Annotated in this window: 12 protein-coding genes and 1 tRNA gene; 9 read left to right on the top strand and 4 right to left on the bottom strand. The window is 73.1% G+C overall.

Going from position 1 to position 14,303, the window contains the following annotated elements; translation table 11 throughout:
- Nucleotides 1-104: 104 nt before the first annotated feature.
- Complete coding sequence (locus tag OHO83_RS07190) at nt 105-1,217, bottom strand: cobalt-precorrin-5B (C(1))-methyltransferase (RefSeq protein WP_266677725.1); 1,113 nt, start codon at nt 1,215-1,217, stop codon at nt 105-107.
- A 17-nt stretch (nt 1,218-1,234) separates the two neighbouring features.
- Here OHO83_RS07190 and OHO83_RS07185 point away from each other — a divergent pair, with 17 nt between their 5' ends.
- Nucleotides 1,235-2,008: a cobalt-precorrin-6A reductase gene (locus OHO83_RS07185; protein ID WP_266677727.1), complete on the top strand. Its 774-nt coding sequence runs from the start codon at nt 1,235-1,237 to the stop codon at nt 2,006-2,008.
- Nucleotides 2,009-2,146: 138 nt separating this feature from the next.
- Here the strand turns inward: OHO83_RS07185 and OHO83_RS07180 are convergent, their stop codons facing one another.
- Complete coding sequence (locus OHO83_RS07180; RefSeq protein ID WP_266677729.1) at nt 2,147-2,788, bottom strand: precorrin-8X methylmutase; 642 nt, start codon at nt 2,786-2,788, stop codon at nt 2,147-2,149.
- A 100-nt stretch (nt 2,789-2,888) separates the two neighbouring features.
- Here OHO83_RS07180 and OHO83_RS07175 point away from each other — a divergent pair, with 100 nt between their 5' ends.
- The 4 genes from OHO83_RS07175 to OHO83_RS07160 all read left to right on the top strand — a co-directional run bounded on the left by OHO83_RS07175 (nt 2,889) and on the right by OHO83_RS07160 (nt 7,300).
- Nucleotides 2,889-4,076: a thiolase family protein gene (locus OHO83_RS07175; protein ID WP_266677731.1), complete on the top strand. Its 1,188-nt coding sequence runs from the start codon at nt 2,889-2,891 to the stop codon at nt 4,074-4,076.
- A 31-nt stretch (nt 4,077-4,107) separates the two neighbouring features.
- Complete coding sequence (gene fabG / locus OHO83_RS07170) at nt 4,108-4,869, top strand: 3-oxoacyl-ACP reductase FabG (RefSeq protein WP_266677733.1); 762 nt, start codon at nt 4,108-4,110, stop codon at nt 4,867-4,869.
- Nucleotides 4,870-4,936: 67 nt separating this feature from the next.
- Complete coding sequence (locus OHO83_RS07165; RefSeq protein ID WP_329432567.1) at nt 4,937-6,457, top strand: long-chain-fatty-acid--CoA ligase; 1,521 nt, start codon at nt 4,937-4,939, stop codon at nt 6,455-6,457.
- Between the two features lie 87 nt (nt 6,458-6,544).
- The gene (locus tag OHO83_RS07160; protein WP_266677737.1) at nt 6,545-7,300 is read left to right on the top strand and encodes a sulfite exporter TauE/SafE family protein; all 756 of its coding nucleotides are present in this window, start codon (nt 6,545-6,547) and stop codon (nt 7,298-7,300) included.
- Between the two features lie 118 nt (nt 7,301-7,418).
- Here OHO83_RS07160 and OHO83_RS07155 read toward each other — a convergent pair whose 3' ends face one another.
- Nucleotides 7,419-7,925: a DUF309 domain-containing protein gene (locus OHO83_RS07155; protein WP_266677739.1), complete on the bottom strand. Its 507-nt coding sequence runs from the start codon at nt 7,923-7,925 to the stop codon at nt 7,419-7,421.
- 148 nt (nt 7,926-8,073) lie between these two features.
- Here OHO83_RS07155 and OHO83_RS07150 point away from each other — a divergent pair.
- Nucleotides 8,074-8,147, top strand: a tRNA-Pro gene (locus tag OHO83_RS07150).
- Nucleotides 8,148-8,232: 85 nt separating this feature from the next.
- Here OHO83_RS07150 and OHO83_RS07145 read toward each other — a convergent pair.
- Complete coding sequence (locus tag OHO83_RS07145; protein WP_330278905.1) at nt 8,233-9,753, bottom strand: amino acid permease; 1,521 nt, start codon at nt 9,751-9,753, stop codon at nt 8,233-8,235.
- Nucleotides 9,754-9,882: 129 nt separating this feature from the next.
- Here OHO83_RS07145 and OHO83_RS07140 point away from each other — a divergent pair, with 129 nt between their 5' ends.
- Genes OHO83_RS07140 through OHO83_RS07130 form a run of 3 tightly spaced genes read left to right on the top strand, consistent with a single transcriptional unit; the run spans nt 9,883 to nt 14,050 of the window.
- Nucleotides 9,883-11,355, top strand: coding sequence for an FGGY family carbohydrate kinase (locus OHO83_RS07140; protein WP_330278904.1), 1,473 nt, complete (start codon nt 9,883-9,885; stop codon nt 11,353-11,355).
- Nucleotides 11,352-12,794 (top strand): FAD-dependent oxidoreductase, encoded by a 1,443-nt coding sequence (locus OHO83_RS07135; protein WP_405634110.1) that lies wholly within the window; start codon nt 11,352-11,354, stop codon nt 12,792-12,794. The genes OHO83_RS07140 and OHO83_RS07135 overlap by 4 nt, the downstream gene beginning before the upstream one ends.
- Nucleotides 12,791-14,050, top strand: a complete 1,260-nt coding sequence (locus OHO83_RS07130; RefSeq protein WP_330278903.1) for an NAD(P)/FAD-dependent oxidoreductase — start codon at nt 12,791-12,793, stop codon at nt 14,048-14,050. Before OHO83_RS07135 ends, OHO83_RS07130 begins: the two co-directional genes overlap by 4 nt.
- Nucleotides 14,051-14,303: the final 253 nt, after the last annotated feature.

Below are 14,303 nucleotides of genomic sequence, written 5' to 3'. Positions count from 1 at the left end.
AACTCAACTCTAGGCAGCCCGCGCGCCCGGGACATCAGGGCCAGCCCTGAGATCCGGAGTAGTTGCTACCGGAACCGGGGGACGGGGGGGGGCGAAGTGCGAGCTCAGCGGGGTGCGCAGCGCCCGACCACCGTACCCGCCCGGTCGATGCAGAGTACATCGACCTGGACGGGGGCGCCCCGCAACACGCGCAAAGCCTCGTCGCGGGCGGTCGCGGCGACCATGTCGCCGAGAGGCGGCCACAACTGGAGTGCCGCGAGGCCCGTGTTGGCGTCCGCCACCGCCGCCGCGACCTGCGCACCCGCGCCCGCCTCGGCGGCGAGGCCGGCCAGGAACGACTTGTCGACCTGCGAGCGCGCCGAGTGCAGATCCAGGTGCCCGGCCGCGAGCTTGGACAGCTTGGCGAACCCGCCGCAGATCGTCAGCCGGTCGACGGGATGACGCCGCACGTACTTGAGGACCGCGCCCGCGAAGTCGCCCATGTCGAGGAGCGCGTCCTCGGGCAGCCCGTACTCGGCGACGACGGTCTTCTCGGACGTCGATCCGGTGCAGCCCGCCACATGTGTGCGCCCGGCGGCCCGCGCCACGTCCACACCCCGCCGGATCGAGTCGATCCAGGCGGAGCAGGAGTACGGCACCACGATGCCCGTCGTCCCCAGGATGGACAGCCCGCCGAGGATCCCGAGCCGCGGGTTCCAGGTCGACCGGGCTATCTCCTCACCGTGGTCGACGGACACGGTGATCTCGACGTCACCGCTCCCGCCGTGGCGCTCGGCGACGGCCGCGACGTGGTCCCGCATCATCTGCCGCGGCACGGGGTTGATCGCGGGTTCACCGACGGCGAGGGGCAGCCCCGGACGGGTCACCGTGCCGACGCCCGGCCCGGCCCGGAACACGACGCCGGACCCGGCGGGCAGCAGCCGCACCGACGCCCGCACCAGCGCGCCGTGCGTGACGTCCGGGTCGTCGCCCGCGTCCTTCACGATGCCCGCCACGGCGTGCTCGCCGGTCAGCTCCTCGGCCGCCAGCGCGAACGCGGGCGTCTGCCCCTTCGGCAGCGTGATCGTCACCGGGTCGGGGAAGTCGCCGGTCAGGAGCGCGGTGTACGCGGCCGTGGTCGCCCCTGTCGCGCAGGCACCGGTCGTCCAGCCGGGCCGCAGACCGGTGTGCTTGAGTTGGGCGCCGCGTCCGCCCTTGGCGCCGCCCGCCTCACCCATGAAGGGATCCCGCACCCGTGCACGTACTGATCCTCGGCGGCACGACCGAGGCCCGCCGCCTCGCGCAGGCCCTGACCGCCGGCCACCCCGGGTGGCGCGTGACGAGTTCGCTGGCCGGGCGCGTGGCCCGGCCCCTGCTGCCCGAGGGTGAGGTGCGGACCGGTGGTTTCGGGGGAGCCGATGGCCTGGCCCGCGCGCTGCGCGAGCTCCAGGTGGACGCGCTCATCGACGCCACCCATCCTTTCGCCGGGACGATCAGTTTCCATGCGGCGCAGGCCGCCGCCACGGCCCATGTTCCCCTGCTGGCGCTGCGCCGCCCCGGCTGGGTCCCCGCACCGGACGACGACTGGCACCACGTGAACTCCCTGGAGGAGGCGGCGACGGCACTTCCGACCCTGGGCACGCGGGCGTTCCTGACGGTGGGCCGCCTGGGCCTCCCGCCGTTCGCGTCCATCGACGACGTCCACTTCCTGATCCGCTCGGTGGACGCCCCCGAGCCGCCGCTGCCCCCGCACTCGGAGGTCCTGCTGGGCCGGGGCCCCTTCACGCCGGACGGCGAACGGGAGCTGCTCCGGACCCACCGCATCGACGTTCTGGTGACGAAGGACAGCGGGGGAGAGGCGACGGCCCCGAAGCTCGTCGCGGCGCGAGAGGCGCGGATCCCGGTCCTGGTGGTGCGACGGCCGCAGGTGCCGGCGGGAGTGGCGGTGGTGGGATCGGTGGCGGAGGCGGTGGAGTGGGCGGGGAACCCGGGCTCTTGCCGCCCGTCCGGCACCTCGGAACAAGGCTGACCGGGCATTTCCGGCCTGCTGTCCGGCGCTTCAGGACCAGCCCGACCGGGCACTTCCCGCCTGTCCGGCGTTCGAGGGCGAGCCCGAAGGGTGACGGCGGGGGTCCGGGGGTGCCGCCCTGGGGATGTGCGCCCGAAGCTATTCCACGGCACAGGCAACCGCGTTGACCGCCGCGGCGGCCATCGCACTGCCACCCCGCCGCCCTCGCACCACCAGGTACTCCAGCCCCAATTCCCCCGCGTGCTCCACCAGCGCGTCCTTCGACTCGACCGCGCCCACGAACCCGACCGGAACCCCGATCACCGCGGCGGGCGGCTCCGCGCCCTCCCGCACCAGTTCCAGGAGCCGGAAGAGCGCCGTGGGCGCATTGCCCACAGCGACGACCGCTCCGCCCATCCGCTCCCGCCACAGCTCCAGCGCCGCGGCGGAGCGCGTCGTGCCGAGCCGTTCGGCCAGCGCGGCAACCGACGGGTCGGACAGCGTGCACACCACGTCGTTGTCCGCGGGCAGCCGCTTGCGTGTGATCCCGCTGGCGACCATGGACACGTCGCACAGGACGGGCGCGCCGCCGCGCAGCGCCTCGCGGGCGCGGACCGCGACGTCCGGCGAATACGCGAGGTCGCCCGCCAGGTCGACCATTCCGCAGGCGTGGATCATCCGGACCGCGACCTGGGCCACTTCCGGCGGCAGCCCGCCCAGATCGGCCTCGGCGCGGATCGTGGCGAAGGACCGGCGGTAGATCTCCGCCCCGGACTTCTCGTACTCGAACGCAGTGCTCACGGCGGGGAGCCTATCCAGCGGTGCCCACTTCACAGGGTGCGGGGCCCGGGTCTATAGTCCAAAACTAGCAGTGCTAATTAACTTCCCTCAGGAGCCGCACGTGCGTCCCGTCCACTTCGCCGCCGCCCGCCGCACCCCGATCGGAAAGCTGCGCGGGTCCCTGTCCACCGTGCGCCCGGACGACCTCGCGGCCGGTGTCATCCGCGGTCTGCTCGCCGGTGTGCCGCAGCTCGACCCGGCCCGGATCGACGACGTCTACTGGGGCGCCGCGAACCAGGCCGGCGAGGACAACCGCAACATCGCGCGCATGGCCGCTCTCCTCGCGGGCCTGCCCGAGTCCGTCCCCGGCGCGACCGTGAACCGCCTGTGCGCCTCGGGGCTCGAAGCCGTCACCACCGCCGCCCGCACCATCGCCTCCGGCGAGGCCGACGTCGTCCTCGCGGGCGGCTCCGAGTCGATGAGCCGCGCCCCCTTCGTGCTCCAGCGCCCCGACGAGGCGCTCCCGCACAAGATGGAGACGTACGACACACGCCTGGGCTGGCGACTGGTCAACCCGAAGATGAAGGAGCTGCACGGCGTCCTCGCCATGGGGGAGACCGCCGAGGAGGTCGCCGACCGTTACGACGTGCCACGCGAGCGCCAGGACGCCTTCGCGCTGCGCAGCCACCACAACGCCGCCGAGGCCCGCAAGAACGGCCTCTTCGACGCCGAGATCCTCCCCGTCACGCGCCCGGACGGCGTCGTCGTCGAGCAGGACGAGTGCATCCGCCCCGACACCTCCCTGGAGAAGCTGGGCACGCTCAAGCCGGTCTTCCGCAAGGGCGGCACCGTCACCGCGGGCAACGCCTCACCCATGAACGACGGCGCCGCGGGCCTGCTCCTGGTCAGCGAGGACGCCCTGCACGACCTCGGCCTCGAATCCCTCGGCCGCTACGTCGCAGGCGCCTCGGCCGGAGTGCACCCGGACGTCATGGGCATCGGCCCCGTCCCCGCCACGCGGAAGGCGCTCGCCCGCGTCGGCTGGTCCGTCGCCGACCTCCAGGAGGCGGAGTTCAACGAGGCGTTCGCCGCCCAGGCCCTCGCCTGCGTCGACGCGCTCGGCATCGACCCGGAACTGGTGAACCCGACCGGCGGCGCCATTGCGCTCGGCCACCCGCTCGGCTGCTCCGGCGCCCGCATCCTCACGACCCTGCTCCACCGCATGCGCCGCACCGGCGGCTCCCGCGGCCTCGCCACCATGTGCGTCGGCGTCGGCCAGGGCTCCGCCGTCCTCGTCGAGCGCTCCTGAACTTTTGTACAGCGTAAGGAACATGAAGAAGATGAGCAGCAGGTTCACCGGCCGCGTGGCCGTCGTCACCGGCGCCGCGCAGGGCATCGGCGCCGCGACCGCCCTGCGGCTGGCCGAGGAGGGCGCGGCCGTGGCCGTCGTCGACCTCACGGCCGAACGGGCCGGGGCCACCGTCGAGGCGATCCGCGCCAAGGGCGGGCAGGCGGCCGCGTACGGCTGCGACGTCACCGACCAGGACGCCGTCGAGGCCACCTTCGCCCGCGTCCACGAGGAGCTCGGCGGACTGCACATCCTGGTCAACAACGCCGGCGTCACCCGCGACGGCATGTTCTTCAAGATGCCGAAGTCCGACTGGGACGACGTCATCAACGTGAACCTCAGCAGCGTCTACAACTGCTCGCAGGCCGCGCAGAAGTACATGGCGCGGGCCGGGTACGGGAAGATCGTCTCCCTGTCCTCGCGCTCCGCCCTCGGCAACCGCGGCCAGGCCAACTACGCCGCCGCCAAGGCCGGAATCCAGGGCTTCACCGCCACCCTCGCCATCGAGCTCGGCCGCTTCGGCATCAACGTGAACGCCGTGGCGCCCGGCTACATCGCCACCGCCATGACCGCCGCGACCGCCGAGCGCGTCGGCACCACCGCCGAGGACCACCAGAAGCTCGCCGCCGAGCGCACCCCGCTCGGCCGCGTGGGGCAGCCCGAGGACATCGCGTCCGTCGTCGCCTTCCTCGCCAGCGACGACGCCTCCTACGTCAGCGGCCAGACGCTGTACGTGAACGGCGGAGCGCGCTGACACATCGCTGAGCTGTACCTGGTCCAGAGCCGCACCAGAAGTCAGTACGGAACGGAGCACCACCCTCATGGCAACCCTGTCCCTCGCCGCGATCCTCGCCGAGTCCGCCCGCCGCCACCCGGACAAGGCCGGGCTCGTCGAAGGTGAACTGCGCATCACCTTCAAGGAACTGTGGCTCCAGGCCCGCAAGCAGGCCGCCGCGCTCATCGCCGCCGGCGTGCGGCCGGGGGACAAGGTGGCGCTGATGGCGCCCAACGTGGCCGAGTTCCCGCGCGCGTACTACGCGGCGCTCGCCGCGGGCGCCGTCGTCGTCCCCGTACACCTGCTCCTGTCCGCCGGGGAGGTCGAGCACGTCCTGCGCGACAGCGGCGCCACGCTGCTCCTGTGTCATCCCGGTCAGGCGAAGACCGGCGGAGCGGCGGCCGAGGCGACCGGCGTGCGCATGCTGACCCTCGGCGAGGGAGGCGACCTGGAGCGGCTCACGCACGACTCCGAGCCCCTGCCCACGTACCTCACCCGCGACGCGGACGACCCCGCCGTCGTGTTCTACACGAGCGGCACCACCGGCGTCCCCAAGGGCGCCGTCCTCAGCCATTTCAACCTGGTGATGAACGCGACGGTCAGCGCCTTCGACGGCCACGACGTGCGCTCCGACGACATCGCGCTCGGCGCGCTGCCGCTCTTCCACGCCTTCGGGCAGACCGTCTCCATGAACGCGACGTGGCGCGCCGGCGCCACCCTCGTCCTCCTCCCGCGCTTCGACGCGGCCAAGGCCGTCGACCTGATGGTCGCCGAGGGCGTGAACACCTTCCACGGCGTGCCCACCATGTACGTGAAGCTGGTGGCCGCGGCGGCAGCCGCCGAGAAGCTCCCCACCCTCAAGGTCTGCGTCTCGGGCGGCGCTTCGCTGCCCGTCGCCGTCCTCGAAAGCTTCCAGGACGCCTACGGAGCCACCGTCTACGAGGGCTACGGGCTCTCCGAGACCTCCCCGGCCGCCGCCACCAACCAGCCGGTCTTCGGCGCGCGCCCGGGCACGATCGGCCACCCCCTGTGGGGTGTCGACGTGGAGATCGCCCGCGCCGAGGTCGAGGACCACGTGGAGCTGCTCCCCGAGGGCGAGCTCGGCGAGGTCGTCGTGCGCGGGCACTGCGTCTTCACCGGGTACCTGGGGCGTCCCGAGGCCACCGCGGAGGCCCTCGTCGACGGCTGGTTCCGCACGGGCGACCTCGGCACCAAGGACGAGGACGGCTATCTGCGCATCGTCGACCGCAAGAAGGACGTCATCATCCGCGGCGGCTACAACGTGTACCCGCGCGAGGTCGAGGAGGTCCTGATGCGCCACCCCGGCGTCGCGCAGGTCGCCGTGATCGGCCTGCCCGACCCCGTGCACGGCGAGGAGGTCTGCGCCGTGATCATCCGCGCGGAGACCGGCGGGAGCGCGGCCGGCGCCGACGAGATCGCCGAGTGGTCCAAGGAGCACCTGGGCCGCCACAAGTACCCCCGCCGCATCGAGTTCGCCGACGAGCTGCCGCTCGGCCCGAGCATGAAGGTCCTCAAGAGGGAGCTGCGCTCCCAGTACTCCGGCTGATCCCGGGAGCACGCGCGGGGGCGCCGTCCCAGCATGCGGCGCCCCCTGCCGCCGGCTCGATAGATGGGTCTAGCATCTGTCCCCGGTATGTACTCCATAACCCTGTGGGAATTCGTCGCCCTTGCCGCCGCGGCCGTGCTCGTCGGATTCTCGAAGACGGCCGTCAGCGGCGCCAACACGGTCAGCCTCGCCATCTTCGCGGCGGTCCTGCCCGCCCGTGAGTCCACCGGCATCCTGCTGCCCGTCCTCATCGCCGGCGACATCCTCGCCGTGCTGACCTACCGCAGACACGCCCACTGGCCCACGCTGTGGCGCCTCTTCCCGGCCGTGGCCGCGGGAGTGGTGCTCGGCACGCTCTTCATGGTGTGGGCCGACGACGCCATGGTGCGTACGTCGATCGGGGCGATCCTGCTCCTCATGGCCGCCGTCACGGTGTGGCGCAGACGCCGGGAGGACGCTCCGGAGGTCGAGGAGAGCGCGAGCCGCGCCGGCCGCGCGAAGGCCCGCTCCTACGGCGTGCTGGGCGGCTTCACCACCATGGTCGCCAACGCCGGCGGGCCCGTCATGTCGATGTACCTGCTGTCGGCGGGCTTCCGGAAGCTCGGCTTCCTGGGCACCTCCGCGTGGTTCTTCCTCATCGTCAACTCGGCCAAGGTGCCGTTCAGCGTGGGCCTCGGCCTGATCAACGGGCGCTCGCTGCTCCTCGACGCGGCGCTCGTCCTGTTCGTCGTACCCGGCGCGTTCCTCGGCAAGGCCTGCGTGCACCGCATCAACCAGCGGCTGTTCGAGCGGCTCGTGATCGCGGCGACCGTGGTCGGCGGGGTGCAGCTCCTGCTGCGCTGAGCCACCGTCACGAAGCGGAGAGAACCTTGTCCGGGTGCGGGACGGCAGGCCGCGCTCCCCGCTCTCCCCGGGGCTGGGTGCGCGGTGCTCCGCGCCATGCGGAGGCCCGGGCGAGAGGTCACGGGCGTAGGCGGGGGGCGTTTGTCGCTGCGTCCGGCGTGGGGGCGTGGTCTTCCACCTTCTGGGCCAGTGTCGTCGCCCAGACGTCCAGGGACGTCAGGTCGATTCCGTAGGGGGTGGGCCTGCCCGTGGCCTCGGCCCAGGCCGTGAGGCCCGTCGCGCCGCGGCGCAGGAGGCGGGCGCCGCCCGCGGTGTTGCCCCGGGCCGAGTGCGTCAGGCCCACCGCCAGCTGCGCCAGCGCGCGCCACAGGCCGCGCTCCTCGTCGGGACCCGACTTCCACGCGTCCTCGAACACCTCGTGCGCGTGGAACGGCCGGCCCGCGTCGAGCAGCGACTGCGCCTCCGTGACCGTCTCCTCGGGAGCCCGCACCACCCCCTCCGGTTGCCGGGCGACCCCCTCCGCGCCGTACGGCAGCGGACGGCCGAGGCCGTCACGGGGGCGCGCGTTCCTGGCCCGCCCCTCCTCGTCACGGTCGCGGTCCCGGCCACTGCTCACGTCACTCATGCCTCGATTGTCCCGCGTCGGCGCCCGGCCTTCCCGTCGCCGGTCCGGCCGCCGCCCCGCGGCCCTCGCACCGGCGACGGACCACCCCTGAGCTTGGGGTATTGTTCTTTCTGCGCCGCCAAGCGGAACACCCGCCGGGCGGCGCGACCGGGACGTGGCGCAGCTTGGTAGCGCACTTGACTGGGGGTCAAGGGGTCGCAGGTTCAAATCCTGTCGTCCCGACTTTTCGAAGTCGCAGATCAGGGGCCGTATCAGAGAAATCTGACACGGCCCCTCGGTCGTTCCCGGGCCTCCTCCCGAACTCCCGCTATCCGGGGGCGTCTTCCTCCGCCGGAGGCGTCCCGTACGCGTCACGCGCCGCGTACCACCACACCGTCGCCAGGATCAGCACCACGGCCAGGGCCGCCGACGCGTAGTTCATCGAGTCGACCGTCACCGGTGAAGCCTGCGGCAGGCAGAACAGGACCGTCACGAACGCCACCCACGTCACCGCGATCCAGCCGACCGGTCCGCTCCAGCGCCCCAGGTTCCAGGGGCCGGGAGTGAAGCGGTCGCCCGCCCGCAGGCGCAGCAGGATCGGGATCGCGTACGCGGGCGTGATCCCGATGACGTTGATGGCCGTCACCGCTCCGTACGCCGTCGTGGAGTAGAGGGACGGCAGCGCGATCACGGCGGCGAGGCCCACCGACAGCCACACGGCGGGCACGGGAGTGCGAGTGCGGGCACTCACCTTGCGCCACAGTGCCGAGCCCGGCAGCGCGTTGTCGCGGCTGAACGCGAACACCATGCGGCTGGTCGCCGCCACCTCGGCGTTGCCGCAGAACAGCTGGGCCACGATCACGATCAGGAGCAGCGCCGTGGCGCCCGACGTGCCGAGGGCGTCGATCATGATCTGAGCGGGCGGCACCCCGGTGGCGCTGTTCTGCGCGCCCGCGTAGTCCTGGATTGCGAACGTCAGCCCGGCGAGCAGCACGAACCCGGCGATCCACGAGACCCACACGGCCCGCACGATGCCGCGCGCGGCGGACACGGAGGCGTTCGACGTCTCCTCCGAGAGGTGCGCGGACGCGTCGTAGCCGGAGAACGTGTACTGCGCGAGGAGCAGGCCGATCGCGGCGACGTACAGCGGATTGTGCCAGCCGGTGTCGTTGACGAACTCGGTGAACACGAAGGACGGCGACCGGTGGTGGTCCGGGACGAAAGCGAGAACGCCCACGATCACGGCCACGCCCGCCAGATGCCACCACACGCTGATCGAGTTGAGCACGCTGACCAGGCGGACGTCGAAGAGGTTCAGGGCGGCGTGCGCGGCGAGGATGGCGAGGAAGACCAGAAAGGTCGATCCCGGTGTCGGGTCGAAGCCGAACCGGAGATTGAGCAGCGCGCCGGCGAACAGGGCGGCGCCGTAGTCGATTCCGGCGATCGCGCCGAGCAGACCCAGGAGGTTGAGCCAGCCCGTGTACCAGCCCCAGCGGCGGCCGCCCAGCCGGTCGGCCATGTAGTAGAGGGCCCCGGACGTCGGATAGGCGCTGGTGACCTCGGCGAGCGCGAGAGCGACGAGGAGGACGAAGAGGCCGACGCCCGCCCACCCCCACATCATCACGGCCGGACCGCCCGTGCCGAGGCCGAATCCGTACAGCGTCATGCAGCCGGACAGGACGGAGATCACGGAGAAGCTGATGGCGAAGTTCCCGAAGCCGCCCATGCGGCGGGCCAGGACCGGCTGGTAGCCCAGCTCCCTCAGTCTGGCCTCCTCGTCCGGTGGCTGCCCGGCCGGCCCGGACTCGGCGGCGCTCGACGGGGTGGTGCCTATTTCCGGTGTGGACATGAGCTCCTCTTGTGGGGAGAGAGGCGTGAAGTCACAGGCCTGTTAAGGAGTCTGACGAATGATCAGTCTAGGGGCGGAAGGAAGGGGGCACCCTTGACGCTCTCGCGGGGGCTGTTGCAGGCTTCCGCGGTGATCACGAATGCCGGCGGGCCGCCCGAGGGGACCGTCCTCGCCATCGATCAGGGCACATCGGGGACGAAGGCTCTCGTCATCTGCCCGCGCCGCGGCGTGATCGGCTCGGGCGGCGCGCCCGTACGCCCGCGCCATCTCCCGGGAGGCCTCGTCGAGGTCGAACCGGCCGCACTGCTCGCCTCCGTCGTCGACGCGGGACGCCGCGCGCTGGCCGCCGCGTGCGAACCCGTCGGCGCCGTCGGACTCGCCAACCAGGGCGAGACGGTCCTCGCCTGGGACCCGGTGTCCGGCAGACCGCTCACGGACGCGATCGTCTGGCAGGACCGGCGGGCGGAGTCGCTGTGCGCCGAACTCGGCCCGTACGCTGACGAGTTGAAGGACCTCACCGGACTGCCGCTCGACCCCTACTTCGCCGCCCCGAAGATGGCCTGGATCCGGCGCCACCTCACCCGGGACGGCGTCGTCACCACCAGCGACGCGTGGCTCGTGCAGCGGCTGACCGGCGCGTTCGTCACCGACGCCGCCACCGCGGGACGCACGCAGCTCCTCGACCTGGACACCGTCGCGTGGTCGCCGCGCGCCCTGGACATCTTCGGCCTCGGCGGCGAGCGGCTGCCGGACGTCGTCGACGCGGCCGGAACCGTCGGCACGACGAAGGCGTTCGGCCCCGAACTCCCCCTCACCGGGCTCCTCGTGGACCAGCAGGCCGCGCTGCTCGCCCAGGACGTGACCGAGCGCGGAACCGCCAAGTGCACCTACGGAACAGGTGCGTTCCTGCTCGCCCCGACCGGCGACCGCCCGCGCCGCGGCGGCTCGGGACTGGTCAGCTGCGTCGCCTGGCGACTGGCCGGGCGGAGCAGCTACTGCCTCGACGGGCAGGTCTACACCGCCGCCTCCGCCGTCCGCTGGCTCACCGACCTCGGGGTGATCACGGGGGCCGAGGACATCGACCCGGTCGGATCGGCCGTGCCCGACACGGGCGGCGTCACCTTCGTGCCCGCCCTCGCCGGTCTCGCGGCGCCGTGGTGGCGCGGCGACCTGCGCGGCTCCCTGACGGGCCTCGGCCTGGACACGACCCCCGGCCACCTCGTCCGCGCCCTGTGCGAGGGGATCGCCGCGCAGGTCGTCTCGCTCGCGGACGCCGTCACCGCCGACCTGGGCGAACCGCTGCGCACCCTCCGCGTCGACGGCGGCCTGACCCGGTCGGCCCTGCTGATGCAGACCCAGGCGGACCTTCTCCAACGTCCCGTGGAAGTGGCGGAGCTGCCCGACGCGACCGCACTCGGCGTGGGCGCCGTCGCCCGGCTCGGACTCGACCCGACGCTCACCGTGCGGGACGTGGTCCCGCACGGGCGGCCCGCCGCCGTGTACGAGCCGCGCATCGACGCCGCCCACGCCGCCGAACGCCTCGACGGGTTCCGCTCGGCGGTGGCCACGCTCCTCGACCGCACGCCGACGAGGTCCCCGTGACCGTCACCAGCAAAGGGCCGCTGTGCCCCGAGAGGCAGATGTCGCCCCGGCCCTACGACGTCGCGGTCGTCGGCGCCGGCGTCGTCGGCACCGCCATCGCCCGCGAACTGGCGCGCCACCCGCACCTGCACATCGCTCTCCTGGAGGCGTCCGCCGATGTCGGAGACGGCACCTCCAAGGCAAACACGGCGATCCTGCACACCGGGTTCGACGCCGTACCCGGCTCCCTGGAAGCCCGCCTCGTCAGGGAAGGGCAACGACTGCTCGCCGCCTACGCGGCCGAGTCCGGGATCCCCGTCGAGCCCGTCGGCGCCCTGCTCGTCGCCTGGGACGACGCACAACTCGACGCGCTGCCGGGCCTGTTGGAGAAGGCGGGACGCAACGGATACGACGCGGCACGCATCATCGGCGCCGACGAGACCCGCGCCCGCGAACCGCACCTCGGACCCGGCGTGCTCGGCGCCCTGGACGTCCCGGGCGAGAGCATCATCTGCCCCTGGACCACCACGCTCGCGTACGCCACCCAAGCGGTGCGGTCCGGTGTCGAACTGCACCTCAACACCCGCGTGGAAACGGTGAGTTCAGAGGGTGGCGATCACCTACTGGCCACGTCGCGCGGCGCGCTCCGGGCGCGGTTCCTCGTCAACGCCGCGGGGCTGAACGCCGACGTGCTCGACCGGCTCGTCCTCGGGGCCGGCGACTTCACCGTCACCCCGCGCCGCGGCCAGCTCATCGTCTTCGACGAACTCGCCCGCGACCTGGTCCGGCACATCCTGCTTCCGGTGCCGACCGCGCTCGGCAAGGGCGTCCTCGTCGCGCCGACCGTCTACGGCAACGTACTGCTGGGCCCGACCGCCGAGGACCTCGACGACAAGGAGGCCACCGGCACGACAGCGGACGGACTCGACGGGCTCCTCACGAAGGGGCGCCGCATCCTGCCGGCCCTGCTCGACGAGGAGGTCACCGCCGTCTACGCGGGCCTGCGCGCCGCCACCGAGCACGACGACTACCGCATCCGCTGCCACAAGGAGCGGCGCTACGTCACCGTGGGCGGCATCCGCTCGACCGGCCTCACCGCGTCCATGGCGATCGCGGCGCACGTCGCCGGCCTGATCGCCGAGGCGGACGCCGGCCTCGACCTCGAGGAGCCGGTCGAGCCGGCCCCCGTCCACATGCCGAACCTGGGCGAGGCCTTCCCTCGCCCCTACCAGCGCGCCGACCTCATCGCGACCGACCCCGCGTACGGCACCATCGTCTGCCACTGCGAGCGCGTGACCCGCGGAGAGATCAGGGACGCTCTGATCAGCACGGTCCCGCCCGCCTCCCTGGAGGGCCTGCGCCGCAGGACCCGGGCGCGGGGCGGACGGTGTCAGGGGTTCTACTGCGGGGCGGCCGTGCGCGCACTGCATGAGGGGCGGGGCGAGTGGGGGCCGGAATGACGCGGCGGCAGCGGAGCGTCGACGTGATCGTCGTCGGCGCGGGGCCCGCCGGGCTCGCCGCCGCCCGCGGCCTCGCGGATCACGGCGTGGGCGTCGTGGAGGTCCTGGAGCGTGAGGCGGTGGCGGGCGGTGTGCCGCGGCACTGCCACCACCGCGGGTTCGGGCGCTGGGGCGTGACGGGGCCGCAGTACGCCGCCAGGACCGTCGAGGCCGCGCTCGGCTCCGGCGCACGCGTACGGACGGGAGTCACCGCCACCGGATGGGCGGGGCCCCTCACCCTGGACACCACCGGCCCGCACGGACTCGAACGCATCGCCGCGCGCGCCGTCGTCCTCGCCACCGGGGCACGCGAACGCCCGCGCAGCGCACGCCTCGTACCCGGCACACGACCCGCCGGAGTGCTCACCACCGGCGAGCTCCAGCAGGCCGTCCACCTGCACGCACAGCGGGTCGGCACCCGCGCGGTCGTCGTCGGCGCCGAACCGGTCGGCTACGCGGCCCTGTCCGCCCTGCGCCGCGCCGGCGTCACCGTCGCCGCGCTCACCACCGAGGAGCCGCGCCACCAACTGGGCCGGGCCTGGGCCGCCGCGGCCCGCCTCGGTCACGGCGTCCCCGTGCTCACCGGCGCGACGGTGGCCGAACTCCTGGGCAGGGGACGGGTATCGGGAGTGCGGCTGCGCCACCGCGACGGCCGGCTGACGACCGTCGACTGCGACACCGTGGTGTTCACCGGCGACTTCGTGCCGGACCACGAGCTGGCGCGGCGCGGGGGCGTGGCACTCGACCCGGGGACGCGGGGGCCCGCCGTCGACGGCGCGTTCCGCACCGGCGCCGACGGCGTCTTCGCCGTGGGGAACGTGCTGCACGCGGTGGAACCGGCGCTGTGGGCGGCCCGCGAGGGCGCGCTCGCGGCCGACGCCGTGCGCGGGTTCCTGGACGGCTCGGGCCCGGCGCGGGGAGGCCCGGCGATCGAGGTCGCGGCGCCCCTGCGCTGGGTGGCGCCGAACCGGGCCGTCCCGCAGGTGCCGGTGGACGCCTTCGTCCTGCGCACGTCGCAGGCGCTGACACGCCCCGTGCTCGTCGTCACGCAGGACGGCCGCCGCCTGCACCGCCAGTACGTACCGCGACGTGCGCTCCCCAACCGCACCCTGCACTTGGCGGGCCGCTGGACGCGAAGCGTCGACGCCACCGGCGGCCCTGTCCGGATCACCGTCGGCGGTCCCAGAGGCGGAAACCTCGGAGCGGCCACGGAGTGAGGCGCGCCCATTGCCGACCCGCGCCCCCTTTCCGCCCAGGGGCAGCCCGCAACGGCCCCGCACTCCTGTCTCTGACCCACGGTGCAACGTAGACGCGGGGCCTCGCGCCTTCCCGCTTCCTGGCGCTCTGATGTCTCACCAGAACGACCTGCCCGGGCCGGCGACTTCGAGGCCACTCGCATCGAGTACCACGCAGCGATCCGCCGGCACCAGGATCTGCCGGGCGCGCGTTGGCAGGACCAGGAGAAACTCT

The sequence above is a fragment of the Streptomyces sp. NBC_00569 genome (genome assembly GCF_036345255.1).
Lineage (GTDB): Bacteria > Actinomycetota > Actinomycetes > Streptomycetales > Streptomycetaceae > Streptomyces.
The sequence above is the reverse complement of the archived record's forward strand: the minus strand, read 5'-3'. Positions and strand labels throughout refer to the sequence as shown.